Origin of the sequence: Caulobacter sp. NIBR2454 (assembly GCF_027474405.1) — a bacterium.
GTDB lineage: Bacteria > Pseudomonadota > Alphaproteobacteria > Caulobacterales > Caulobacteraceae > Caulobacter.
The window spans coordinates 2,165,996-2,190,691 of the sequence record NZ_CP114871.1; the positions used below are offsets into that span (position 1 = coordinate 2,165,996).

Genomic DNA, 24,696 nt, shown 5'->3' on the forward strand with positions numbered 1-24,696 from the left:
GTCAGAGCCGCCCCGCCAGCACGTCGTCCAGGCTGGCGACGTCGGTCAGCAGCCGGGCGGCGGCGCGGACCAGCGGCAGGGCCAGCAGGGCGCCGGTCCCCTCGCCGAGACGCAGGTCGAGGTCGAGCAAGGGTTCGGCTCCCAGAACGTGCAGCATCAGGCCGTGACCACGCTCGGCGGATCGGTGGGAGAAGATCAGCACCTCGCGCGCCTCGGGCCGCAAACGGACGGCGGCCAAGGCGGCGGCCGTGCAGATGAAGCCGTCGACCAGAACGGGCATCCGCGCCTCCGCGGCGCCGAGAATGGCGCCGGTCATCATGGCGATCTCCAGCCCGCCGAACTGCGCCATCACGTGGAGGGGTTCGGATGCGTCGGAGCGGCCGGCGGCCTGCTCCAGCGCCGCGCGCTTGCGGGCCATGCCCTCGGGCGTGTGGCCGGTTCCCTGTCCGATGCAGTCCTCCAGCCTCGCCGGCGCCAGACGATGCATCAGCAGGGCGGCGGAGGCGGTGTTGCCGATGCCCATTTCGCCGAGCAGCAGGATGTCCACATTCTCGGCCGCCACGTCCTGAACGATCCTCGCGCCGCGATCCAGCGCGAGGCGGACCTCGTCGAGGGTCAGGGCGGATTCGACGGCGGCGTTGCGCGTGCCAGGGCGGATCTTGGCGGCGATGAGATCCGGATGGGCGGGCAGCAGGCCGGCCACCCCCGCGTCCACCACCTTGAGCTCGGCCCCCGCCGCGCGGGCGAAGGCGTTGGCGCTGGCCTTGCCGGCCAGGAAGGTGGCGACCATGGCCTGGGTCACCGCCGAGGGATAGGCCGAGACGCCGGACTCGGTCAGGCCGTGATCGCCGGCGAAAACCAACAGCCGCGCGCGGTCGATGCGGGGGTCGGCGCGGCCGGCGATAAGCGCCAGTTGGACGGCCAGGTCCTCGATCCGGCCAAGGGAGCCGGGCGGCTTGGCCTTGCCGTCGATCAAGGCGCGGATGGCGGTCTCTTCAATCATGCGAAGTCCTTGAGCCCGGCGATACGCGCCAGGGCGGAAATGTCGAGGGAGCGCTCCAGCATGGCGGCGACCTCGTCGAGGGCGGTATCGACGGCGTGGGCCTGGTCGATACCGGTCGAAGCCGCGCCAAGTTGCGCCAGCAACGCCGCGCGAGCTTCGCCGCTGGCGAACAGGCCATGGACATAGGCGCCGGCGACACGGCCGTCGGGACTGACCGCCCCCTCGCCCGCGCCGTTGTCGAACACCAGCAGCGGCCGTTGCAGACCGCGGCCATCCGTGCGGCCCACATGCATCTCGTAGCCTTCGAACCGGGCGTCGCTATTGGCGAGGCGGCCGGCGACGGGGCGCAGGACCTTGTCGCTGGTCAGGACCGTATCGACATCGAGCAGGCCAAGACCGGACGCCTCACCCGCCAGCCCCTCGATCCCCCGCGGGTCGGCGACGGTGCGGCCCAGCATCTGGAAGCCGCCGCAGACGCCCAGCACGCGCCCGCCGCGACGGACATGGGCGGCCAGGTCGATGTCCCAGCCTTGGGCCCGCAAGAAGGCAAGATCAGCCAGGGTCGCCTTGGTCCCCGGCAGGATGACGAGGTCGGCATCGCCCGGCAGCGGCGTTCCGGGAGGGATGAAGGCGAAGTCCACGGACGGCTCGGCGCGCAGAGGGTCAAAGTCATCGAAATTGGCGATGCGCGACAGCATGGGCACGACGATGCGCACCTTGCCGCCCTTGCCCGCAGCCGCGTGGTCGAGGATCACGGCGTCCTCGGCGGGCAGGGATTTGGCGGCCGCCAGCCACGGCGCCATGCCCAGGTCCGGCCAGCCGGTGCGGGCCGTGATCTCGGTCCGGCCATCCTGGAACAGGGTCGGGTCGCCGCGGAACTTGTTGATGACGAAGCCCCGGATCATGGCGCGGTCGGCTTCGTCCAGCACGGCGTGGGCGCCGACCAGGGCGGCGATGACATGGCCTCGGTCAATGTCGCCCACCAGCACTACCGGCACGTCGGCGGCGATGGCGAAGCCCATGTTCGCGATGTCGCCTGCGCGCAGGTTGATCTCGGCCGGGCTGCCGGCGCCCTCGACGATGACGAGGTCGCTTTGGCTCTGCAGGGTGCGGAAGCTTTCCAGCACCACGTCGAGCAGGGCTGCCTTCTTCTCCTGGTAGCCGCGCGCCTGCCAGTTTCCGGCGATCTTGCCGCGCACGATCACCTGGGCGCCGACGTCGCTCTGCGGCTTGAGCAGGACCGGATTCATGTCCACCGTCAGGGGCGTGCGGCAGGCGACGGCTTGCAGGGCCTGGGCGCGACCGATCTCGCCGCCGTCGGCGGTGACGGCGGCGTTGTTGGACATGTTCTGCGGCTTGAAGGGCCGCACGGTCAGGCCGCGATTGGCGAACAGCCGGCACAGGCCGGCCACTAGCACCGACTTGCCTACGTCCGAGCCGCAGCCCTGGATCATCAACGCGGCCAAACCAGGCCTCCGATCAGCAACAGGACCGCCAGGATCGCACAGGCGCGCAGGTAGACGCCAAGGCCGCGTTTCAAGTCGGCGGAATTGGGTGTCGGGCCATCGCCGAAGACCGGCCGGTCGTGGACGACGCCGTCATAGGATGCAGGGCCGCCCAGGCTGACGCCCAGTCCGCCGGCCATGGCCGCCTCGGGCCAGCCCGCGTTGGGCGACGCGTGCTTGCGGGCGTCGCGGATCATAGTGCTCCAGCCCCTGCCCGCCGCGATGGCGACCAGAGTCCCAGCGATACGGGCGGGGATCCAGTTCATGACGTCATCGATGCGGGCGGCGAACCAGCCAAAGGCGCGCCAGCGTTCTTCCCGATGGCCGATCATGCTGTCGGCGGTGTTGACCGCCTTGTAGGCGAACAGCCCGCCGAGCCCGCCGATCAGGAACCAGAAGATGGGGGCGACCACGCCGTCGCAGAAGCTCTCGGCCAGGCTCTCCAGCGCCGCCGCGGCGATGCTGGATTCGTCGAGGTCGGCGGTGTCGCGTCCGACGATGCGGCCGACGGCGGCGCGGGCGGCGTCAAGGTCAGCAGCCTTGGCGACAGCGGCCACGTGGTCATGGAGACTGCGGGCGGCCAGGCCGAGCGAGCCGAGGATCATCAGGATCAGGACGCCCAGATAGCTCCCGCCCAGCAGGTGATGCAGCAGCGCCCCGACCAGCGCCGCGCCGCCGGCCACCAGAACGACCGTGGCCACGCCGAGCAGGCGTCGCGTTCGCTCCGGTCGCGCCGGATCGTTCCAGCGCCGCTCGCAGCCATCAATCGCTGCGCCAAGCCAAGCGACGGGATGTGGCAGTCGCTTGTGAAGCCGGTCCGGATAACCGACCAGACCCTCGATCAGGGCCGCGCCGAGGACCAGCAGCGGATCAGCCACGGCGGCCGACGATCTCGATCAGCGGGCCATGGTCGCCCACGGCGAAGCGCGCCTCGACCCCGTAGGCGACCGACAGGATCGGCGGGGCCAGGGCCTCCACTGGCGGGCCGTCGGCCAGGACCAGCCCTCCCGCCAGGACGATGACCCGGTCAGCCAGCTTCATGGCCATGGGCAAGTCGTGCAGGGTGACGACGACGCCCTTCCCTTCCCCCGCCAGGTTGCGGAACAGGGCGGCCGCGTCGAGCTGGTGGCCGGGGTCGAGACCCGCCAGGGGTTCGTCGGCCAGCAGCCATTCGGGCTCTCCCGCCAGGGCGCGGGCGATCAGAACACGGGCCAGCTCGCCGCCGGACAGGGTGGTGACGGTGCGGGTGGCGAAGGCGGCGACGTCAGCCTTGGCCATGGCGCGGTCGACGGCGGCTTCGTCCTCGTCGGTCAGGCCCCAGGAGCCGGCGAAGGGGATGCGGCCGAGGCCCACCAGGGTGCGCGCCTCAACCGCCCAGGCGATCTCGGGCGACTGGGGCAGGAAGCCGATGCGGCGGCCGCGTTCGCGGGCGGAAAGCTCGTGGACGTCGATCCCGTTGAGCCGGGCGATCCCCGCGTCCGGCCGACGCAGACCCGCCAGGCAGGCCAGCAGGGTCGACTTGCCGGCGCCGTTGGGGCCGACGATGGCGGTCACCTCCCCCGGACGCAGGTCGGCGGAGACCCCCTCCAGCACGCGCTTGTCGCCCAGGCGGACATGGATGTCGGCGAAACCGAGTTGAGGGGTCATGCGATCCTCCGGCGCAGGCGGATGAGCAGGGCCAGGAAGAACGGCCCGCCGATAGCCGCCATGGCGACACCGAGCTTCACCTCGCTGGCGGCCGGGGTCAGGCGCACCAGGATGTCGGCGGCCAGGACGATCACCGCCCCGCCGATAGCGCTGGGCAGGATCAGGGCGCCAGGGCGCGCGGCCACGAAAGGTCTCAGCAAGTGCGGCGTCACCAACCCGACAAAGCCGATCATGCCGGTGACCGCAACGCTCGCCCCCACCGCCAGGCCTACGCCCAGGGCCAGCAGGATACGGGTGCGGTCGATATCAATGCCCAGCGACCGGGCGCCGGCGTCGCCCAGGGTCAGGGCGTCGAAGCTGCGGCGCAGGGTCAGCAGGATCGCTACGCCGACAGTGATGAACGGCAGGGCGAAGCGGACCTCCTCGATGCTGCGGTCCGACAGCGAGCCGAGCAGCCAGTTGACGATCTCGTTCACCGCCCAGGGGTTGGGCGCGAGGGACAGGGCCATGGAGACGCCTGCGATGGCGATGATCTGCAGGATCGAACCGGCCAGGATGAAGGTCACCACGCTGGAGGTGGCGCCGGCCAGGGCCAGCAGGATCAGCACGCCGATGATCGCGCCGATCATGGCGCCTACCGGCAACAGCCAGGCCGAAGCCTCCGCCAGGCCGAAATAGAGAGTGATGACGGCGCCGAGCGAGGCGACGGACGACACGCCCAGCACGCCAGGGTCGGCCAGGGGATTGCGGGTATAACCCTGAAGCGCGGCTCCGCAGGCGCCGAGCGCCCCGCCCACGGCGACGCCGAGGATCGTGCGCGGCAAGCGCAGGTCGAAGATGATCGGCCAGCGCGGGTCGGATTGATCGACAAAGGCGCTCCACGGCGCCCAGACCTTGCCCGCGAACAGGCTGGCTATGAACAGGACCACGAGGGCGATCCCAAGGCCGGCATAGAGCCTGCCGAGCGGTTGCTTGAGGGTCATGCGAACCTCCGGATGGCGTCTTCGCGCGCCTTGGCCATGGCCGCGGCGGTGTGGATCAGGACAGGGCCGCCGCAGTAGAGCAGCCGCTGCGGGAAGACTGCGCGGTGCATGCGGCCGCTGACCCGCTTGAGGGCGGGATGGCTGACGACGCGCTCGGCCCAGGTGGGAGCGCCCGGCGCGCTCTCGCCGGCCAGCAGCACCTGCGGCGGATCGGCCACCAGGGGCTCCAGCGCGATGTTGCCCCACTTCTTGAGACCGTAGCGGCCGGCGACGTTTTCGAAGCCGCAGCGGTCCATCATCTCGCTGACCAGGGTGCCGCCGCCGGCGGCGAGGCCGTTGGGCTCGAAGATCACGGCGGTCAGGCGCGGCTGGCCAAGACGCGGGCGCGCCGCCCGCAGGGCCGCTTCGATGCGAGCGATCAGGGCCTCGCCCCGCTCCGGATGACCGACCAGGGCGGCGACGTCGCGGATCTGCTTGTGGCTGTCGGCGACGCTCTCGGGGACGCTGAAACGCTCCTGGCGCACGCCCATGCGCTTGAGCGCGTTGCGGGTCGCGAGCGACGAGTGGGCGCTAGAGATGACGAGGTCGGGGTTGAGGGACACCACCTCCTCCGCCGTCTCGTAGGTGAAGGGCAACGTGCGGGCGATGTCGGCGATGGTCGAGCCGTAGGGGTCGCGGGCGTAGTGGCTGAGCGCCGCGATCTGCGAACGGTCGGCCACCCGCACCAGCACGGTGTCGAGGCAGGCGTTCATCGACACGACACGACGCGGGGCTCCAGCGGCCAGGGCCGGCGATGTGGTCGCGGCGACGGCGAGACCGGTGACGGCGGCTCTGCGGGTCAGGTCGGTCATGCCGCCTCCAGGGCCTGTTCGAGGCGCTTCCAGGCGCCGCGCGGCGGAATACCGAAGCGAAGGCGATCGGGCGCCTCGGCGAAGGGTCGGGTGAGGATGCCAGACCGGCAAAGATGGTCGAACAGGTCGGCCGCCTTCGGTGTGTGGGCTAGGCGGAACAGGTCCGTGCCCCCGACGACAGAGAGACCGGCGCGGATCAGGACGCGATCAAGCTTGCGGGCGTCGCGGGCCAGACGAACGCGCATCGCGTCGGCCCAGGTCGGGTCGTCGTAGGCCGCGCCGGCGGCGATGGCCTCGGCGCTGATCGGCCAGTCGCCGGTGAGCCGCTTCAGATGGGTGATCAGCTCCGGATCGGCCAGCACGAAGCCGAGCCGAACCCCGGCCAACCCGTAGAATTTTCCGAAGGAGCGCAGGACGATCAGCGCGCCGCCAGCTTGGGCCGCGATGCTGCTGTCAGGCGTGGTCTCGACGAAGGATTCATCGACGATCAGCCAGCCGGCTCGGGCGGCCTGGCGCTGCGCCAGTTCGATCAGGAACTCGACAGAAGCAATTGATCCATCTGGATTATTTGGATTGACGATAACGACCGCATCAGCGTCAGGAATGGCGTCGAGGGTCGCCTCGATCACCCGCACGCCAGCGCCGGTCCACGCCTCGGCATGACCGCTATAGGTCGGGCCGACAATGGCGACGCTGCGGGCGCGGGTCAGCATCGGCAGCAGGCGAAGCCCCACCTCCGCTCCCGCCACAGCCGCTATGCGGTCGGGATCGGACAGACCGAAGACCCGGCCCGCCGAAGCCTCTAGCGCGGCGACGGCGATGGGGTCCGGCAGGCGGGCGAGGTCGGCGGACATCGCCCGCCTGCCCGTCCAGGGATGCGGATTGATCCCCGTCGACAGGTCGATCCACGGCAAAGGCGCGTGCGGATACGCGGCCCGCGCCTGGGCCAGCCGTCCGCCGTGGCGGCTGAAGCCGTGGATCGCCGTCATCGGGACTCCTAGAAGCGGGCGCGGAGGCCGAGATACGCCCCGCGTCCCGGCGTGCCGTAGTTGAGGACGGTCTGGTAGTTTTCGTCAAAGGCGTTCTCGACCCGGCCGAAGACCTCATAGGTCTCGTTGACCGGATAGGCGGCCCGGAAGTCCACCACCGTGTAGCTCTTCAGAACCTGGGTGTTGGCGTCGTTGTTGTAGGTCTTGCCCACGTAGCGAACGGCCGCCGTGGTCGACAGGCCGAGCGGCCACAGATAGGTCGCCGAAGCGAAGCCCTGGTTCTCCGGACGGCGGACCGCCTGCTTGCCCGCCGCGGCGCCCGAGCGGTTTTCGGCGTTGGTCCAGGTGTAGTTGGCGTTCAAGGTCACGCGTTCGCCGAGCGAAGCTTTGCCCGCGAATTCAAGGCCTTGAGCCTCAGTCTTCAGAACATTGCGATAGTAGCCGAAGCGCTGGACGCCGCCGACGAAGCACATCGGATCACTGGTGCCGGACGAGCAGCCATTGTAGCGGATTTCGTTGTCGGCCTCGCGGTGGAAGTAGGTCGCCGAGACCGTGGCCGCGCCGCCGAACAGCTTCTGCTCGATACCCGCATCCCAAGCGTCGAAGGATTCCGGCTGCAGGGCGACATTGCCGTACTCGCTGTACAGCTCGTACAGGCCCGGGGCGCGGAAGCCCTGGCCGAAACTGGCGCGAAGGACGGTGCTTCCCTCATTCAGCGCCCAGGCGACGGCGGCCGAACCCAGGGTCTTGTCGCCATAGGTCTCATGGTCGTCGTAGCGCAGGCCGCCAGTCAGGGTCAGGCCCGGCGCGACCTCGCCCTGCAGCTGGACGTAGATGCTGTCGATGCCCGACTTGCCGCGCACGAAGGGCGGGCTGGCATTGGTGGCCGACGGCGAGCGGGTGCGCATGCGCGAGTTCTCGCTCTCGGCGCCGAACACGGCGTTGAAGGCGTCGGTGATCGCGAAGACGCCCTGGTACTCCCAGCGCTTGTTCTTGCCGGCCGCATCGAAGGTCAGCGGCTGAGCCGGGCGGGCGGGGTTCTGGTTCTCGCGGTCGGTGTCGGTGTAGGCGAAGGCTAGGCGGTTGTTCAGGCGACCGTCCAGCAGGCCGACATTGAGGCCGGTATAGACGACCAGTTCCTCGGTGCGCGCGAACTCGGCGGAGTCGCCGTTGAAGGCGTCGAAGTCGTTCTTGCCCTTGGACCAGACCGAACGCACCTCGGCGGAGACGTCCTCGGTGATCTTGAGGCGGGCGCGGCCCGACAGGCCAGCGTTCTGGTAGCCGTCGGCTTCCTTGCCGGCGGCGAAGGCGGAGAAACCGTCGGTGGTGAAGTAGTTGCCCGCCACACGCCAGATCAGACGTTCGCTGGCCCCGCCGACGCCAGCGCGGACAGAGGCGGTGTCATCGCCGCCGGCCTCGACGTCAGCCGACGCCTCGAACGGTCTGGACGGCTCGCGGGTGACGATGTTGACCACGCCGCCGATGGCCTGGCTGCCCCACAGGGTCGATTGGGCGCCGCGCAGCACCTCGATCCGCGAGACGTCGCCGACCAGCAGGTTGCCGAAGTTGAAGCCGCCTTGCGTGGACGACGGGTCGTTCAGCTTGACCCCGTCGATGATGGCGACGGTGTGCTGGCTCTCGCCGCCCCGGATGAAGACGCTGGTGGTCGTGCCCGGACCGCCGTTGCGGACGAAGCTGACGCCCGGCGTCTCCTGCAGCAGATCGACGACGACGAGGCGCTGGCTGTCCTCGATATAGGCCTCGTCCAGAACGGTGACGGTGGAGCCGATCTTTTCGGCGGACACGGGCGAGCGGGTGGCGGTCACCACCAGTTGGTCGACGGCCGTGGCCGAGGACCCCACACGGCCGGCCACGTCGGCGTCCGCCGCAACCTGGTCAGCAAAGGCCGGCGCGGCTGCGAACAGCAGGGCGGCGGCGGAAACGGAATGGATAAGTCTGTTCAAAGGTAGTCCCCAATCGCGATGACGCGACGCGCGAGGGACGAAGACCGGACAGCCGACAACGCCCGCGCACGGCGCAGGTTTTCGTGTTGTCGTCACGCGGGAAGACCCGTTCGGACCGCGCACCCCGGCGGCTCGAAGAACGACTGCGGCAGGCAGGTCTCCTGGCTCGCGGGTCATCACCTGTTGCGCGTCGCCTTCCCAGACCGAGGTCCAGTGGCTTATGACGCGCAGGCTCGCCGCTTACAGTTGCGGGGGCAGCCCGGGTTTCACACCCGAGTTCCCTTTTCATCCCCGATCGCTCGGGGAACCTGTCGCGGAACAAGCCCTACTATGCTGCGGCGCAACCGGTCAATCTGACGTCATGAAAGCGACACTCGTCCTTGGCGGCGCCCGTTCGGGCAAGAGCGCCCTCGCCCAGACCGCCGCAGAGACACAGGCCCGCGAGCATGGCGGCCGGCTGGTGATGATCGTCACCGCTCAAGCGTTCGACGACGAGATGGCCCAGCGCATCGCCCGGCACCGCGAGGATCGTGGCGGGGCTTGGACCACGGTGGAGGCGACGCACGACCTGCCCGCCGCCCTCGCCCGGCTGACGGCCGGCGATATCGCCGTGGTGGACTGCCTGACCCTGTGGTTGAGCAATGTGATGCTGGCCGAGCAAGACGTTGAGGCGGCGGCCGATGCGCTGGTCGAAGCGGTGGCGAAGGCCCCCTGCCCCCTATGGCTGGTGTCCAACGAGGTGGGCTTGGGCATCGTCCCGGAAAACGCGCTGGCGCGGCGGTTTCGCGACGACGCCGGGCGGCTGCATCAACGGCTGGCGCAGGCCGTCGAGCGTGTGATTTTCGTCGCAGCCGGCCTGCCGCTGACCCTCAAGGGCTAAATCCTTGACGGCGATCGCTTTACCGCGTCGCAAAAAGGTCCAGAGTGACGTGTAAGAAGACGACCGCCTTCCGAGTTGAGTCCCCCGCATGTCCCTGCCTTCCACCCTGCCGGCCCGCCACTACCCCACGCCTGGCGCCAAATGCGCCGACCTGATCGTCCACATCTGCGGCCTGGTGCTGGCGCTGTTCGGCGGCGGCATCCTGCTGGGTCTGGCGGTGGGTCGCGGATCGCTGGACCAGATCGTGGCGGTGTCGATCTACGCCGTCGGTCTGGTCTGCATGCTGGGCTTTTCGACCGCCTACAACTTCGCCAAGCCGGAATGGCGGCCGACACTTCGCCGGCTGGACCATGCGGGCATCTTCCTGATGATCGCCGGCTCCTACACGCCCTTCACCCTGCACAATCTGACCGGGGCCTGGTCGGTCGGCATGACCGTGGCGGTGTGGACGATCGCTGGCGTCGGCGCGCTAGGCAAGCTGTTCATGACCGGACTGGATCGCCGCTTCTGGGTAGTGCTGTACCTCGCCTTGGGCTGGCTGGTTCTGGTGGCCATCAAGCCGATGATCCAGGGCCTGTCATGGCCGGCCATGCTGATGCTGGCGCTTGGCGGGGTGATCTACTCCACCGGGGTCATCTTCTATCTGATGAAGCGCCTGCGCTTCCGCCGCGCGATCTGGCACGGCCACGTGGTGGGCGGCGCCTGCCTGCACTATGTGGCGGTGCTGTTGGGCGTGGTCCTGGCCAGCCAGCACTAAGACCGATCAGGCCGCGCGTCGCCCTGGGGCCTGCGCCGGCCTCTCCTGACCGGTCTGGAATCTGCCGACCAAGGCGGCGAGTTCAATGGCCTCGCCCTTGAGGCTGCCGGCGGAGGCCGCGGCCTGCTCGACCATGGCGGCGTTCTGCTGGGTGACGCGGTCCATATCGTTGACGGCGGAGTTCACCTCGTTAAGCCCGGTGGCCTGCTCTTGCGAAGAGCCGGCGATCTCGGAGATCAGAGCGTCGATCTCGGCGACCTTGGTGACGATGCCGCTGAGCGCCTGACCTGTGTCGGCGACCAGCTTCACACCGCGGTCGACCTGGGCCGTGCTGTTGGCGATCAGGGTCTTGATCTCCTTGGCGGCATCGGCCGAGCGCTGGGCCAGAGCCCGCACTTCCGAGGCCACGACGGCGAAACCGCGACCGGCGTCACCCGCGCGAGCGGCCTCTACCCCGGCGTTCAGGGCCAGAAGATTGGTCTGGAAGGCGATCTCGTCGATGACGCCGATGATGTTGCCGATCTGGCCCGAGCTCTGCTTGATCTCGCCCATGGCGTTGACCGCCTCGCGCATGACCGCGCCGGAGTTTTCGGCATCGGAGCGGGCGGCGGTGGCGGCGCTGGAGGCCTGGACCGCACCTTGGGCGCTGCGTTTCACGGTGACGGTAAGTTCGTCGAGCGTGGCCGCGGTTTCTTCCAGGCGCGCGGCCTGTTGTTCAGTGCGGCGCGACAGGTCATCGGTGACGGTGGCGATCTCGTCCGAACCGCGACGCAGGCCGCTGGTCGTGGCGGCGATGCCGCTCATGGCCTCACGCAGGCTGGCGGCGGCCTTGTTGAAGTCGTCCTTGATGCGCTGGTAGCGACCGTCAAAGGCGGCGCGGATATCGGCGGTCAGATCGCCGGCGGCAAGACGGCTGAGGCCCTCGCCCAGCGAGGTCACCACCAGTTCCTGCTCCGCTTCCGAACGCTGGCGCTCGGCGTCATTGCGCACGCGCTCGGCCTCGACGTCGGAGATGTTGTTGGCGAACTTGATGACCTTGTACGGCTTGCCGTCGGCGTCGAAGATCGGATTGTAGGCGCCCTGGATCCAGACCTCCGCGCCGCCCTTGCCGACCCGCTGGAACTTGCCGGAGAAGTACTCGCCATCGGCCAGCCGGGCCCAGAACTGCTTGTACTCGGCGCTCTGGCCGTACGCCTTGCTGACGAACATGCCGTGATGACGGCCGACGATCTCGTCGAGGGCGTAGCCCATGGTGTCGAGGAAGTTCTTGTTGGCGGTCAGGATCGTGCCGTCGAGCTTGAACTCGATCACGGCCTGCGAGCGGTCGATGGCGGTGTTGGTCGCCTCAAGCTCAGCCAGACGGGCGACGAGATCGGATTGACCGCGACCCTTTCCGAACAACGCCATCTGCAAGCTTCCTTTAGCCAGCGCCGGGGTACGGCGTCCTGACGCTGGCTACTGAGGCCCAGGACGTTAACAAGACCCTAATTAACCGCCCCGCACCCTCGATATCAACGTTATCCACAACCTGCGATAGCTTTAGGTAAGGACTTGAGCGGTAAGGTGACAGTTACGATTTCTTAATTTAGCAAGTTGTCGTAGTTCCCACACGTCATGTCGTTCGCTGATCTTGTCACCGCCTTGGCCCACGACGCCGACTACGGCGTGGTCGTTACGGATGGTCGTATCGACGAGGATGGGCCGTGCATCACCTACGCCAATCCCGCCTTCGAACGCATGAGCGGCTATAGTCTGGCTGAAATGATGGGGCGGTCGCCCCGCATGTTCCAGGGGCCGCAGACCAGCGCCGCGGCGCGCGCGGACATCCGCAAGGCGTTGCGCGAGGGGAAGCCTCACGAGACGACCCTGCTGAACTACCGCAAGTCGGGCGAGCCCTATCGCTGCGTCATCAAGATGTTCCCCATCATGGACGCCGACGGCCGCCTGGTCGGCGCCGTCGCGATCGAGCGCGAGGCGCCGCGCACCCGCGGGCGGCCAAAGCAGCGGGACTAGCTTGGCCTGGGGTCGGATCGCCGCCTAAGCTCGCGGCATGAAACCGAGTCCCCTCACCCGCCGCCACGCCCTCGCCCTGCTCGCCGCGTCGAGCGCCGCGCCCGCCTTCGCCGCCTCGTCCGAGGACTGGGCCGCCCTGGGCGCGGACGTGAAGTCCGAGTTCCAGTGGGCCTGGCGCCAATATGTGGCCAAGGCGTGGGGCAAGGACGAGATCAATCCCGTCAGCGGGACCTCGCGATCCTTCTTCATCGAGGGACACGACCTGGGCCTGTCGCTGGTCGAGGCGTTGGACACCCTGTGGATCATGGGTCTGGACGAGGAGTTCCAGCAGGGCGTCGACTGGGTGAAGACGTCGCTGTCCTTTGACGTCGATGGCGACGCCCAGGTGTTCGAGACCAACATCCGGCTGGTGGGCGGGCTGATCTCGGCGCACCTGGCGTGCGGCGACCCGGTGCTGTTGGCCAAGGCCAAGGACCTGGCCGACCGGCTGGCCAAGGCGTTCGACGCCTCGCCCCACGGCCTGCCCTGGCGCTATGTGAACCTGCGCACGGGGGCGGTGCGCGATCCGATGACCAACCTGGCGGAGATCGGCACCTACATCACCGAGTTCGGGGTGCTCAGCCGCCTGACCGGGGACCCGAAATACTTCGACATGGCCAAGCGGGCCATGAAGCACGCGCTGGACCGCCGGTCGAAGATCGGCCTGATGGCGGCCAACATCCATGCCGAGATTGGTGAGTTCACCAGCCGCGTCGCCAGCATCGATGTCTATGCCGACAGCTTCTACGAATATCTGTGGGACGCCTGGGAGCTGTTCGGCGACGAGGACTGCCGCCGCTGGTCGCTGGAGACCACCGAGGCGATCCTCAAGCACCAGGCCAAGCGTTTTGACGGGCGGCTGTGGTTCCCGCAGGTGGATTTCGAGACCGGCGAGACGACATCCACCGCCCAGAGCGAACTGGCCGCCTATCTGGCGGGCCTGCTGGGTCAGGTGGGCAGGAAGACGGAGGGCGACGACTACCTCGCCTCCTTCACCGAGATGCAGGCGACCTTCTGGATCATCCCCGAATCCATCGACGTCGCCACCCGCCAGCCGCGCCGCAAGCACACCGGCCTGCGCCCGGAATATCCCGACGCCTGCCTGAACCTGTGGCTGGGCGACCGCGACGAGCGGTACCGCCAGCTGACGGCCATCCACTATCGCCAGATGAAGGCCACCAGCCGGGCGGCTTATGGCTACACCGCCCTGGCCGACATCACCACGCGGCCCATGAAGCAGGGCGACAACTGCCCCGGCTACTGGTGGTCCGAGCAGATGAAATACTACTACCTGATGTTCGCCGATTGCCCGCGCATCGACTATGGCCAGTTGCAGCTAAGCACCGAGGCCAACATCCTGCGCGGGTTCAAGAAGGCCTAGTCCAGGGCGCGGTACTTGAAATCGCGGAAGCGGGCCTTGCCCTCCCCGGCGGCGTAGAGGCCGGGCTTGAGCATCATGAAACCGCCACGGACGTTATGGTGGTATCCGCTGACCTCCATGCCGCGATCGAAGCGCTTCCACGTCTTTCCGCCGTCGCTGCTGGTATGGAAGCTGACGATGTGGCGCAGGTTGCGCAGACGCATCAGCATCCGTGAGCCGTGCGGATTGGCGGGCCGGCCACGCTCGATCCCGTACTGGTGGGTGACGAAGTTCTTCGGGTCGAAGCCCAGCCCGCAATAGAGCTTGCGGTCGTAGAACAGGATCAGGCCGGCGCGGACGCCGGGATCGATCTCGATGTCGCACTCGATCTCATAGGCGTGGTCGCCGTTGATGAAGATCAGCGGCGATGAGGTGGACGGCGCCTCGCCCGTGGCGGTCAGCTCCAGCACGCCGCCAGCGCGCCTGATGCGCTTTTGCTCGTCCTTGCCCGGATCGAAGAAGTTCCATTGCATGCCGTATTTGTCGGTGGAGAAGTCGTCCGACAGGGCCATGCCGTGCGGGCCGGCGACGCCGCCCTTGGGCTTGGGCATGGGCTTTGAGAGGTCGCCGCCGCCGACGGTGAACCAGCCGTCCTTGGTCCAGGTGACCGGGGCCAGCAGGGTCTGGCGGCCCAGGGTGTAATAGCCGTTCTCGTACCCGTGATAGACGCACCACCAGTCGCCGCTCGGCCCCTCGACCAGGGTGGCGTGACCGCGCGACCACCACATCTCGGAATTGTCCTCGGTGCGGACCACGGGGTTCTTCGGATCATCCTCCCAGGGTCCGGCGAGCGACTTCGACCGCGCGACGATGACCATGTGGCCGGTAGGCGGACCCGCCGTCCCGCCCACGGCGGTGATCAGGTAGTAGTAGTCGCCATGCTTGGTGATCTTGGGGCCTTCGGGAGAGAAGCCCTCGACCTCCCAGTCGTCCGGATAGCGCCAGGGGTCATAGACGTGCTCGGGCTTGCCGACGGTGGACAGACCGTCGGGGGCGAGCCTGATGCGGTCGCCGCCCGACAGGAACAGCCAGCGCACGCCATCCGGGTCGACGGCGTGGCCCGGGTCGATGTAGCGCGGCAGCTTCAGGTCGATGGGCTCGCTCCACGGGCCTTCGATCTTGTCCGCCCAGATCACGTAGCTGGTGTTGTTGTCCGGGAACTTTGCCGGCAGGTAGATGTAGAAGCGGCCGTCGTGCTTGATCAGCTCCGGCGCCCAGATCGAGCCGACATTGGTGGTCAGGGCGGTGACGACCGGCGCCCAGTTGACTAGGTCGCGGCTATGCCAGATCGGCACGCCCGGATAGGCGTCGAACGACGAGAAGGTCATGTAGTAATCCTTCCCGTCCTTGAGGATCGACGGGTCGGGATGGTCGCCGGCCATGATGGGATTGAGGAACATTCCGTTCCCCAGATCCGCCTTGCGCTGACCTTCGAAGGTCTTGCCCCATTGAGGGCCGCCCGGCGCCTTGCCCGGCAGGCGTCCGAGACCCGTCTGAGCGTCGGCGATGGCGGGCGTCAGGGCCGCAGCCCCCGCGCCGAGAAGGGTCGCGCCGAATGCGCCGCGGCGCGTGAGATTCGTCATGGGTTACGTCTCCGGGCTCCTCCGGCGGCGGCGGCTCTAACGGCCGCTGACCGCTGCGGCCGCCCCGCCCAAGGGTCGACCGCCATTCAGCATACCATTTCACACTGCTGGAAAAGGTACCGGTACCAATCGTATGGCCAGCGTTGGCGCCGCGCAATGCTACCGGTGTCAAAATCTTCTTGACCCGCCTCCCGGAAGGCAGGTTTCCTGACTGCACAAAAGGACCGCGACCAGCGCGGCCGCGGAGGAAACGATCATGTTGCGACGCGGTTTTGCGGCGGGGAGCGCCCTTGCCTTCCTGCTGGCCAGCTCGACCCTGGCGCAGTCTCCCACGACCGCTCCGAGCCGACGCGACGTCACCGCCGCGATGAAGCGAGCCACCGCCTTCATGACCGACAAGGTGGCGACCAACGGCGGCTATGTCTGGTCCTACCTGCCCGACTTCTCGCGCCGCTGGGGTGAGATGGAGGCTAAGCCGACCATGATCTGGACCCAGGCGCCGGGCACCCCGGAGATGGGCCAGCTATTCCTCGACGCCTATCACGCCACGGGCGACGAGGCCTATTACGCCGCCGCGGAGAAGACCGCCGAGGCGCTGATCTTCGGACAGCACCCGACCGGCGGTTGGAATTACATTATCGACTTCGCCGGCGAAGCGTCGCTGCGCGACTGGTACGAGACCATCGGCAAGAACGGCTGGCGGCTGGAGGAATTCCAGCACTACTACGGCAACGCCACCTTCGACGATCACGCCACGGTGGAGTCCGGCAAGCTGCTGCTGCGGCTCTATCTGGAGAAGCGCGATCCGCGCTGGCGGCCGGCGCTTGAGAAGGCCGTCGGCTTCATCGTCGAGAGCCAGTATCCGAACGGCGGCTGGCCGCAGCGCTATCCGCGGATGGGCGAGTTCAGCAACCACGGCAAGCCGGACTACACCGGCTATGTCACCTTCAACGACGAGGTGCTGACCGAGAATGTCGGCTTCCTGCTGCTGATCTACCAGACCCTGGGCGACGCTCGCGTGCTGGACCCGTTGAACCGCGCCATGAACGTGGTGGTGGCCAGCCAGCACGGCCAGCCGACGCCGGGCTGGTCGCTGCAGTACACCGTGGACCTGAAGCCGGCCGGCGCGCGCACCTATGAGCCGCGCTCCATCGCCACCCACACCACGGCGGCGAACATCTCCAACCTGATGGATTTCTACGAACTGACGGGCGAGACCAAATACCTGGCGCGTATCCCCGAAGCCCTGACCTGGCTGGACAGCATCGAATTGCCCAGGGCCAAGCACACGCCGGACGGCCGCACGCACTTCACCCACTACGACCCAGAGACCAACACGCCGATCCATGTCCATCGGCGCGGGTCGAACGCCCAGAACGGCGAGTACTATGTCGGCCCGCCCAAGGGCGACGAGATGGGCCAGCGCCGTCCGAACACCAACGGGCTGTGGGCGCGCTACCGCAAGCTGGCCGCCACGCCGCCACAGATCGCGTCGAAGAACTCGGTGCTGAAGGCCAAGGGGCCGCGTCCCCTGCCCCGCTTCTTCATCACCCACGACATCGTCGGGTCCGACCTGAACATGGATACGACCAGCAGCCGGGCCGCGGACGACCGGCGAGTCGTGGAGTTGCTGGCTGGGCTGAACGCCGAGGGCTATTGGCCGGTCGAGCTCAAGACCACGAGCCATCCCTACAAGGGCGACGGTCCCGCCCAACCCCCGCCCGGCTTCAAGGATCGAGGTCAGGTCGGGGATGAATGGGACACCTCACCCTTTACCGAGCCGCACGGGCCGATGGGCATCTCGACCGGCGCCTACATCCGCAACATGAGCATCCTGATCCAGCACCTGGAGACCCGCCGATGAAGACCCTCGCCGTCATCGCCCTGACCTGCGGCGCAGCGTTGTCGACTCAGGCGGTCGCCGCCGATGCCCCCTGGTATGTGCAGGGCGACTGGTCGCCCGCGCAACGGGTAGCGATCAAGCTGGTCAACGACCTGGACGTCGAGCGCAAGAACAACCCGGTGATCATCACCCGCCAGCAACTGGAGGGAATCCTGCCGGACCTGCACGAGCTGTCCTACACCGTGGTCGATCCCACCCTGCCCGGCCGCCCGCAGCCGTCGGTGGCGCATCTGGCGGTCCAGGGCGGGCATGAAATCCGGGCCGAGACCAACGGCCGCTGGGTCCACTACCAGTTCGACGACCTGGACAAAGACGGCCTGTGGGACGAGCTGTTCTTCATGACCGACCTGAAGCCCAGGGAGACCCGGACGGTCTACATCTATCTGGGCCACCAGGACCGGGGCTGGAACGCCCACGGCAGCCACGCGGCCATCGGCAGCTACATGCGCCACCAGGTGCCGTTCTGGGAGTCCGAGAACGTCGGCTGGAAGCTGTGGTACCCAACCGACATTGATGTCTATGGCAAGCGCACGCCGCAGCTGATGTCGCGTCGGCTCTATATGGAGAACCTGGACGGCTACGGCGTCGGTCAGGTCGATATGGGACTGGGCTCGGACATCATGGACGTGGCCGATTCCATGGGCGGCGGCGGCGTCGGCATGTTCGACGACCCGGCTGATCCCAACAAGGTCTCCCGTCCCCGCTTCACGCCCCGGCACGGCGGCAAGACCCGCTTCAACGCCGGCTCGGGCGCTGATACGCGCTACGCCTTCGAGGTGGTCACCAACGGCCCGGCGCGCAGCATCATCCGCATTAAGACCATGAACTGGGACACCGGCCACGGCCGCTACGCTCTGTCCCAGGAGTACACCGCCTATGCCGGCGAGAACTTCACCACCGCCCGGGTGAAGTTCGACCAGTTCGATAGCAAAACCCCCGGAGCGGCCTTTGGCGTCGGCATCCGCAAGCGGCCGAACGAGAAGTTCCTAGTGCAGAAGGGCGGGACCGTCGTCTCGGCCGCGCCCGAGGCGATCCGTAATCCGGACGACCGCGAAAGCTTCCAGACCGACCTGATGGTCGCCTATGCGGGCAGCGCCCTGGTGGTGAAGGATGCCGCCAAGGCGACCTATGTCTTCAGCCCCGAGCGCCAGGGCAACCACCTGTTCAAGCTGCCGCGAACCGCCGACGGCAAGTACGAGTACATGCTGGCCGCCGGCTGGAGCGAGGGCGCTGTGCTGAAGACGCAAGAGGCCTTCGCCGACTACGTCGCGGTCAAGGCGCGCGAGTACAACAGCCCGGTGCGCTTCGGCGGCGCGGCGCTGGAAAGCAAGGCCAAGTGATCTCCGATCGGGCCGCGGGGCTTGCCTGCGGCCCGAAACGAGGCCATTGAAGAGCCGCTCGTTTTGGAGACGTTCGTCGATATGCGCATCGCGCACGACATCACTGGCGCCCTCACCCTTGGCCTCTCGGCCCAGGTTGCGGCTCCGCGCGTCTCCGCCACTTCGCTCGTACTGGTAATTATGCCTGCACCTGTGGGGCGAACGCGCGCGTCTTAAGACCGCCGACCAGATCGCAAGATCTAGGACCCCGCAGAGCACATGCTCCGCGGGGTTTTTTGTCGTGCGGTCGGTCGGTTCCAAATCCAGAAAAGGAACCTGATCCATGAACCTGTTGCATCCCGTCTCATCCACCACGGCCCGCCGGGCGGCCGCGGCCTTCGCGCAAACCCTGGTCCGCGAGGAGCTGGCGGGCCATGCCGTGCGCCTGGAGGCGACGGTGTTCTCCGCGCCCCATCAGGGCCTGGCCAAGGCGCTGCTGAAGGGCTTCGACGGGCAGGCGCCGTTTCATCCCCTGCGCGACCTGATCTTCGATGAGACGGCGCAGGGCTCACCCCTGTCCGAGACCCTGCAATTGCGGGCCTTCGATAGCCGCGGGGTGCTGCTGATGAGCCAGCTCCACGACGTCCGCCGCCGCCGCCAAACGGCATTCTTGCAACGCCAAGGCTTGATGCCCGGCGCCGCTGGCGCCATTGCCTAGTCCTTCGATCCGGAGACGACCATGTTGAACCGCCCCACGCCCGCTTTCACCATTCAGCGCCGGGCTGATCCGATCTCGGACGCCGACCGCGCCGCCCTCCTCGTCGAGCCCGGCTTTGGCAAGGTGTTCACCGACCACATGGTGACGATCCGCTGGTCGCTGGACAAAGGCTGGCACGACGCCAAGGTCGAGCCTCGCGCCGCGATCTCGCTCGATCCGGCGGCGGCGGTGCTGCACTACTCGCAGACCATCTTCGAGGGCATGAAGGCCTATCGCGCGCCGGACGGCGGCGCGGTGCTGTTCCGCCCGGAAGAGAACGCCAAGCGGTTCAACCGGTCGGCCAAGCGCATGGCCATGCCGGAGCTTCCGGAAAGCCTGTTCATCGAGGCCATCGACCAGCTGGTCGACATCGACCGCGCCTGGATTCCGGACGGTGAAGGCAGCCTCTATCTTCGCCCTTTCATGTTCGCCAACGAGACGTTCCTGGGGGTGCGTCCGTCGCACGAATACCTGTTCATGGTCATCGCCTCGTCGGTGGGCGCGTACTTCAAGAACAAAGCCCCGGCCGTTTCGGTCTGGGTGTCGCAGGACTTCACCCGCGCCGCGCCTGGCGGCACCGGCTCGGCCAAGTGCGGCGGCAACTACGCCGGCAGCCTGATCGCCCAGGCCGAAGCCTATGAGCATGGTTGCGACCAGGTGGTATTTCTCGACGCGGCGGAGCGCCGCTGGATCGAGGAGCTTGGCGGCATGAACGTCTTCTTCGTGTTCGAGGACGGCAGCATGCTCACCCCGCCCACCGGCGGCACGATCCTGGAAGGCATCACCCGCGACTCGGTGATCACCCTGGCCCGCGAGCGCGGCCTGACCGTGCGCGAGGAGCCCTACTCCATCGACCAGTGGCGCGCGGACGCGGCCAGCGGCAAGCTGCGCGAGACCTTCGCCTGCGGCACGGCGGCGGTGCTAACGCCCATCGGCCAGGTGAAATCGGCGAACGGCGACTTCACCATCGGCAACGGTGGTTCGGGCGCCCAGACCGAAAGCCTGCGCCAGGAGCTCAGCGACATCCAGCGCGGCCGGGCCAAAGACACCCATGACTGGGTGCGCAAGGTCGACTAGGCCCAGCGCTTAGAACCAGGCGCGAAGCCCGATCACCATGCGTGTTGATCGGGCGTCCTCGCCATGGGCCCGCGCCAGGTCTGCGGTGTCGCCGAACTTGCGTTCGTGCAGCACCCCGACATAGGGCGCGATCTCCGGCCGGAAGGCGTAGCGAAGGCGAAGGCCGAACTCGCCGCTGGAGAGGCCCGAGCCGATGTTGAGGCGCGAAACGTCCTGGGCGGCGATGTCGAGTTCGGCGCGCGGCTCCAGGATCAGCTTCTGGGTCAGGCGAAGGTCGTAAGAGCCTTCCAGCCGCGCCGACAGGTCGCCGTCCTCGGACAGGAACAGGGCGCCGCTCACCTCGAACCAGTAGGGTGCGAGGCCGTCGACGCCGATGGTGGCGTAGCTCAACGACGGCCCGGGTTCGAAGTCGTGCCGGACGCCGGCCTGAAGGTTGAAGTACGGGCCGATGGCGCGCGAATAGAGCGCCTGGATCTCGGCGCTCTCCAGTTCATCGCCGGCCCCCTCGCCTTCCGACGTAACCACGAAGCGGTTGATGTCGCCGCCGAACGAGGCCTGCCCCTCCCAGCCATAGCCGTCCTGGCCGCTCGCCGGTCGATACTCGGCGGTCTCCAGCATGACCCTGGTCCAGCGCACGTCGCCATGCTCTCGCCGAAGCTGGGCGCGGGCGGCGGCCATCACCTTGGGATCATAGAAGCGCTCGGCGGCGAAGTCGGTCGGTGGCGGCGGCGCTGGCTCGGTCGCAGGCGGCGGCGCAATCATATGGGCGGCGTGGGGATCAGCCGCCGGCATCGAGTGTCCAGCGTGAGGGTCGGCGGGCGGCGAGCCCATGTCGTGCCCGGCGTGAGGATCCGGAGCCGGCTGGGCCGGTTCGGACATGTCGTGCCCGGCATGGGGGTCGGAGGCGGCCCAGGGCGGCGCGTCGTGGCCGACATCGCTGTGACCCGCATGCGGTTCCGCAGGCGCCACCGGCGCCGGGGTCATCACGTGACCGGCGTGCGGATCGCTCTGGGCCATGACCGGCTCGGCGATAAAGGCGGTGAGCAGGAGCAGATGCTTCATCCCTGGGCTCCCGCCGCCGGCCGGACCGTCACCACGTTGAACATCCCGGCATGCATGTGCAGCAGCATGTGGCAGTGGAAGGCCCAGTCACCCGGCGCGTCGGCGGTCAGGTCGAAGCTGACCTTGCCGCCCGGCTGGACGGTGACCGTATGCTTGCGCGGATGATGGCCGGAATTGCCCGTCACCACCTCGAAGAAGTGCCCGTGCAGGTGGATCGGGTGGGACATCATGGTGTCGTTGACCAGAGTCACCCGCACACGCTCGTCCTGGGTGAAGGCGATGGGCTTGGTCAGCTCGCTGAACTTCTTGCCGTCGAAGCCCCACATGAACCGTTCCATGTTGCCGGTCAGGTGAATCTGCATCGTCCGCGACGGCGGCCTGGGATCAGGATTGGGCTGCAGGGCGGCGAGGTCGGTATAGACCAGCACCCTGTGACCGACGTCCGCCAAGCCGACGCCGGGCTCGCCCGTCCGATCCATCGGCATGGGCGAGATCATCTGCACGCCGGGGCCCATCTTCACCTGGGGGGCGTTGGCGGGATCGCGCATCGACATGCCGCTGTGGTCCATGCCGGCGTGGGCCGCGCCGCCGTCCATGCCCATGTCTTTCATGCCTAGCACCGGACGCTGGCGCAGAGGCGGCACGGCGGCGGTCATCCCGACGCGGGGCGCGAGCGTGCCGCGCGCCATGCCGGAACGGTCTGCCGCCTCCGCCACCAGGGTATAGGCGCGGTCGTCGGTCGGCTGGACGATGATGTCGTAGGTCTCGGCGGGAGATATCTGGAATTCGTCCACGGCCACCGGGCGCACCGCCTCGCCGTCGGCCTGGACCACGCTGAGCTTCAGGCCCGGGATACGGACGTTGAAGACGGTCATGGAGGCGGCGTTGATAAAGCGCAGGCGCACGCGCTCGCCCGGCTGGAACAGGCCGGTCCAGTTGTCCTTCGGGCCATGGCCGTTGATCAGGAAACTGTAGATCGACCCGGTGACGTCAAGGATATCGGTGGGGTCCATGCGCATGCCGGACCATTCCACGCGCTCCTTCAGCGACTGGTCCTTGCCTGCGAGCAGGCCAGCGACAGTCTGCTTCTGCTGATTGAACACGCCCGCCTGCTGCTTGAGCTTCTGCAGCACCTTGTGCGGATGCAGGAAGCTGTAGTCCGACAACACCACCACGTGCTCGCGGTCATAGGGTGCCGGCTCGTCGCCCTTGGGGTCGATGATGATCGGCCCGTAGTGGCCCTCCAGCTCCTGCAGGCCGGAATGGCTGTGGTACCAGTAGGTGCCCGACTGGATGATCGGGAATTCGTAGACGAAGGTCTCGCCGGGCTTGATCCCGGGGAAGCTGACGCCCGGCACGCCGTCCATCTGGAACGGCACCAGCAGGCCGTGCCAGTGGATGGAAGTGTCCTCATCCAGGGTGTTGGTCACCGCGATGCGGACGTTCTGGCCTTCGCGCAGGCGGATCAGGGGGCCGGGGACCGTGCCGTTGGTGGTTACGGCATGGCCGGTGCGCCCGTCGATCTTCACCGTCGCGTGGCCAATGGTGAGCTTGATGTCTTCGCCGGAAAGGCCGGCCGGACGGTCTGACGACGCGGCGCGAGCCCAGGCAGGGAGCAGACCCGAGGCGCCGACGCCCGCGAAAGCCGCCGCGGCGCGCAGCAGGCCGCGACGGCCAATGCTCAGGTCTGTACGCATACTTGTCTTCCTCGCCGTCCCAACGCCCTACCCGACTCTCCGCTCGGAGAGAACCGGCCGGCGTGGCTACACATGGCGAGAAGGGAGCGCCGCGCAAGCGACGCTCCCCAGGTTTTAGCGGTAGTCGTAGCGGTTGTTGTTGTTGCTGGCGATGATCGAGGCGATGATTCCGGTGGCCAGGGCCGCCATCACCACGTCGCCGCTGTCGGTGCGGTAGTAGCCGTAACCCCGGGGCGGACGGGCGTAACCGTAACGACCATAGTCGTTGATCCGATAGTCGTGGCTCCGATAGTGGGCGAAGCGCTGACCGCGTTGATAGCGATAGGGCGAATAGCCGCCACGGCGATTGTCGAAGCGATCGCGGTGATCGGGACGCCCGTCACGGTCGCGGTCGTAGCCACGCTCGGCGTAGTTGGGGCGACCGTCACGATCCAGGTCCCCGTAAGGACCACGTCCGCCGCCGTAGGGCTGAGCCGAGGCCGCGCTCGCGACGAAGGTCGTGGCGACAGCGGCGGCGATGAGAAGGGCCTTTTTCATGGGTAGCTCCTTTTGAGGAGACCATTGATAAGCCCAGACGTCTGAACGGGATCGGGGGTCGCCGTTCACCTGGCGTTCACCGGGAAATTTCGGACGCGCGTCCACTCAACGTCGATAGTGACGACGTTGATACCTGATGATTTCAGATGGGTGCGCCCAAAGGCTGGCGGAGACGGAGGGATTCGAACCCTCGATACCCTTTAGAGGTATGTCGCTTTAGCAAAGCGGTGCCTTCAGCCACTCGGCCACGTCTCCCCGCTTGGGGATGGTTCGGATAGCGTGTTCGCGACGGCGTTGCAACGACGAGAACACGAAAATACGCCGATCCCCGACAAAGGCGTCGCCGGGGCGGCTTCAATCATCGGCGGGCGGCGGGATCAGCCCCGCGCCAGCCACTCGCGCGCGGCGCGCTGAGCCTCGGCCACCTCGTCGGTGTCCATCTCGGCGCTCAGCTCCTTGCGGTAGATCTTGGCTTCCATCGAGCCGCGCATGGCGGCCAGATTGAACAGCATGTGCGCCGAAACGTAGTCGAGTGGCGCGCCGCCCTGGCCCGTCGAGTAGAGCAGCCCCATGCGGAACAGCTCGTCCCCGCTGGATTCCGCGGTCGGCAGCGGAATTCCGCCTTCCATTTCCCTGTCCATGCTTGCCAGCATGATCGTCGTCCCCTGTGCGCGGACGCCGTTCTGGCCTCCGTCAGACTCAGCAAAGAC

At 67.7% G+C, this 24,696-nt stretch carries 22 protein-coding genes, 1 tRNA gene and 1 riboswitch; of the genes, 8 read left to right on the plus strand and 15 right to left on the minus strand.

Translation table 11 applies throughout. From position 1 onward, the window contains the following. Position 1: 1 nt before the first annotated feature. The 8 genes from cobT to O5K31_RS10685 are packed head-to-tail and all read right to left on the minus strand — an operon-like array spanning position 2 to position 8,942. The gene (gene cobT, locus O5K31_RS10650; protein WP_269713578.1) at positions 2-1,003 is read right to left on the minus strand and encodes a nicotinate-nucleotide--dimethylbenzimidazole phosphoribosyltransferase; all 1,002 of its coding nucleotides are present in this window, start codon (positions 1,001-1,003) and stop codon (positions 2-4) included. Continuing rightward, complete coding sequence (locus O5K31_RS10655) at positions 1,000-2,469, minus strand: cobyric acid synthase (RefSeq protein WP_269713579.1); 1,470 nt, start codon at positions 2,467-2,469, stop codon at positions 1,000-1,002. Before O5K31_RS10655 ends, cobT begins: the two co-directional genes overlap by 4 nt. Next, complete coding sequence (cbiB, locus tag O5K31_RS10660) at positions 2,457-3,386, minus strand: adenosylcobinamide-phosphate synthase CbiB (protein WP_269713580.1); 930 nt, start codon at positions 3,384-3,386, stop codon at positions 2,457-2,459. Before cbiB ends, O5K31_RS10655 begins: the two co-directional genes overlap by 13 nt. Then, a complete protein-coding gene (locus tag O5K31_RS10665) occupies positions 3,379-4,155 on the minus strand; it encodes an ABC transporter ATP-binding protein (protein WP_269713581.1) in 777 nt (258 codons plus the stop codon). The genes cbiB and O5K31_RS10665 overlap by 8 nt, the downstream gene beginning before the upstream one ends. Next, positions 4,152-5,138 carry a FecCD family ABC transporter permease gene (locus O5K31_RS10670; protein WP_269713582.1) on the minus strand — a complete coding sequence of 329 codons (987 nt, stop codon included), beginning with the start codon at positions 5,136-5,138 and terminating at the stop codon, positions 4,152-4,154. The genes O5K31_RS10665 and O5K31_RS10670 overlap by 4 nt, the downstream gene beginning before the upstream one ends. Continuing rightward, complete coding sequence (locus O5K31_RS10675) at positions 5,135-5,989, minus strand: ABC transporter substrate-binding protein (RefSeq protein ID WP_269713583.1); 855 nt, start codon at positions 5,987-5,989, stop codon at positions 5,135-5,137. The genes O5K31_RS10670 and O5K31_RS10675 overlap by 4 nt, the downstream gene beginning before the upstream one ends. Then, entirely contained in the window at positions 5,986-6,978 is a 993-nt protein-coding gene (gene cobD / locus O5K31_RS10680; RefSeq protein ID WP_269713584.1) for a threonine-phosphate decarboxylase CobD, read from the minus strand. The genes O5K31_RS10675 and cobD overlap by 4 nt, the downstream gene beginning before the upstream one ends. A gap of 8 nt (positions 6,979-6,986) precedes the next feature. Then, complete coding sequence (locus O5K31_RS10685; protein ID WP_269713585.1) at positions 6,987-8,942, minus strand: TonB-dependent receptor plug domain-containing protein; 1,956 nt, start codon at positions 8,940-8,942, stop codon at positions 6,987-6,989. A gap of 134 nt (positions 8,943-9,076) precedes the next feature. Continuing rightward, positions 9,077-9,269: riboswitch (cobalamin riboswitch) on the minus strand. Between the two features lie 34 nt (positions 9,270-9,303). On the opposite strand from O5K31_RS10685, the gene cobU reads away from it, so the two are divergent. Both cobU and trhA read left to right on the plus strand, forming a co-directional pair. After that, a complete protein-coding gene (gene cobU, locus O5K31_RS10690; protein ID WP_269713586.1) occupies positions 9,304-9,822 on the plus strand; it encodes a bifunctional adenosylcobinamide kinase/adenosylcobinamide-phosphate guanylyltransferase in 519 nt (172 codons plus the stop codon). An 88-nt stretch (positions 9,823-9,910) separates the two neighbouring features. Next, entirely contained in the window at positions 9,911-10,579 is a 669-nt protein-coding gene (gene trhA / locus O5K31_RS10695; protein WP_269713587.1) for a PAQR family membrane homeostasis protein TrhA, read from the plus strand. Between the two features lie 6 nt (positions 10,580-10,585). Here trhA and O5K31_RS10700 read toward each other — a convergent pair whose 3' ends face one another. Next, positions 10,586-11,986 carry a methyl-accepting chemotaxis protein gene (locus tag O5K31_RS10700; protein ID WP_269713588.1) on the minus strand — a complete coding sequence of 467 codons (1,401 nt, stop codon included), beginning with the start codon at positions 11,984-11,986 and terminating at the stop codon, positions 10,586-10,588. Positions 11,987-12,193: 207 nt separating this feature from the next. Between O5K31_RS10700 and O5K31_RS10705 the strand changes: the two genes are divergently transcribed. Both O5K31_RS10705 and O5K31_RS10710 read left to right on the plus strand, forming a co-directional pair. Beyond that, complete coding sequence (locus O5K31_RS10705) at positions 12,194-12,592, plus strand: PAS domain-containing protein (protein ID WP_269713589.1); 399 nt, start codon at positions 12,194-12,196, stop codon at positions 12,590-12,592. Between the two features lie 37 nt (positions 12,593-12,629). Then, entirely contained in the window at positions 12,630-14,012 is a 1,383-nt protein-coding gene (locus O5K31_RS10710; RefSeq protein ID WP_269713590.1) for a glycoside hydrolase family 47 protein, read from the plus strand. On the opposite strand, the gene O5K31_RS10715 is transcribed toward O5K31_RS10710, so the two are convergent. Next, positions 14,009-15,634 carry a family 43 glycosylhydrolase gene (locus tag O5K31_RS10715; RefSeq protein ID WP_269713591.1) on the minus strand — a complete coding sequence of 542 codons (1,626 nt, stop codon included), beginning with the start codon at positions 15,632-15,634 and terminating at the stop codon, positions 14,009-14,011. The genes O5K31_RS10710 and O5K31_RS10715 overlap by 4 nt on opposite strands. A gap of 256 nt (positions 15,635-15,890) precedes the next feature. Here O5K31_RS10715 and O5K31_RS10720 point away from each other — a divergent pair, with 256 nt between their 5' ends. The 4 genes from O5K31_RS10720 (at position 15,891) to O5K31_RS10735 (ending at position 20,690) form a co-directional block, all read left to right on the plus strand. Then, positions 15,891-17,498, plus strand: coding sequence for a pectate lyase (locus tag O5K31_RS10720; RefSeq protein WP_269713592.1), 1,608 nt, complete (start codon positions 15,891-15,893; stop codon positions 17,496-17,498). Further along, positions 17,495-18,877 carry a DUF4861 family protein gene (locus O5K31_RS10725; protein ID WP_269713593.1) on the plus strand — a complete coding sequence of 461 codons (1,383 nt, stop codon included), beginning with the start codon at positions 17,495-17,497 and terminating at the stop codon, positions 18,875-18,877. Before O5K31_RS10720 ends, O5K31_RS10725 begins: the two co-directional genes overlap by 4 nt. Positions 18,878-19,199: 322 nt before the next feature. Beyond that, the gene (locus O5K31_RS10730) at positions 19,200-19,574 is read left to right on the plus strand and encodes a hypothetical protein (protein WP_269713594.1); all 375 of its coding nucleotides are present in this window, start codon (positions 19,200-19,202) and stop codon (positions 19,572-19,574) included. A 21-nt stretch (positions 19,575-19,595) separates the two neighbouring features. Further along, positions 19,596-20,690: a branched-chain amino acid aminotransferase gene (locus O5K31_RS10735; RefSeq protein ID WP_269713595.1), complete on the plus strand. Its 1,095-nt coding sequence runs from the start codon at positions 19,596-19,598 to the stop codon at positions 20,688-20,690. Between the two features lie 9 nt (positions 20,691-20,699). Here the strand turns inward: O5K31_RS10735 and O5K31_RS10740 are convergent, their stop codons facing one another. From O5K31_RS10740 to O5K31_RS10760, 5 genes are all read right to left on the minus strand, one after another. Further along, positions 20,700-21,752 (minus strand): copper resistance protein B, encoded by a 1,053-nt coding sequence (locus tag O5K31_RS10740; protein ID WP_269713596.1) that lies wholly within the window; start codon positions 21,750-21,752, stop codon positions 20,700-20,702. Next, complete coding sequence (locus O5K31_RS10745) at positions 21,749-23,449, minus strand: copper resistance system multicopper oxidase (protein WP_269713597.1); 1,701 nt, start codon at positions 23,447-23,449, stop codon at positions 21,749-21,751. The genes O5K31_RS10740 and O5K31_RS10745 overlap by 4 nt, the downstream gene beginning before the upstream one ends. A 114-nt stretch (positions 23,450-23,563) precedes the next feature. Next, positions 23,564-23,986 carry an RcnB family protein gene (locus O5K31_RS10750; protein ID WP_269713598.1) on the minus strand — a complete coding sequence of 141 codons (423 nt, stop codon included), beginning with the start codon at positions 23,984-23,986 and terminating at the stop codon, positions 23,564-23,566. Positions 23,987-24,150: 164 nt separating this feature from the next. Continuing rightward, positions 24,151-24,241: transfer RNA gene (locus O5K31_RS10755), tRNA-Ser, on the minus strand. Positions 24,242-24,363: 122 nt separating this feature from the next. Then, positions 24,364-24,639 (minus strand): sel1 repeat family protein, encoded by a 276-nt coding sequence (locus O5K31_RS10760; protein ID WP_269713599.1) that lies wholly within the window; start codon positions 24,637-24,639, stop codon positions 24,364-24,366. Positions 24,640-24,696 lie beyond the last annotated feature (57 nt).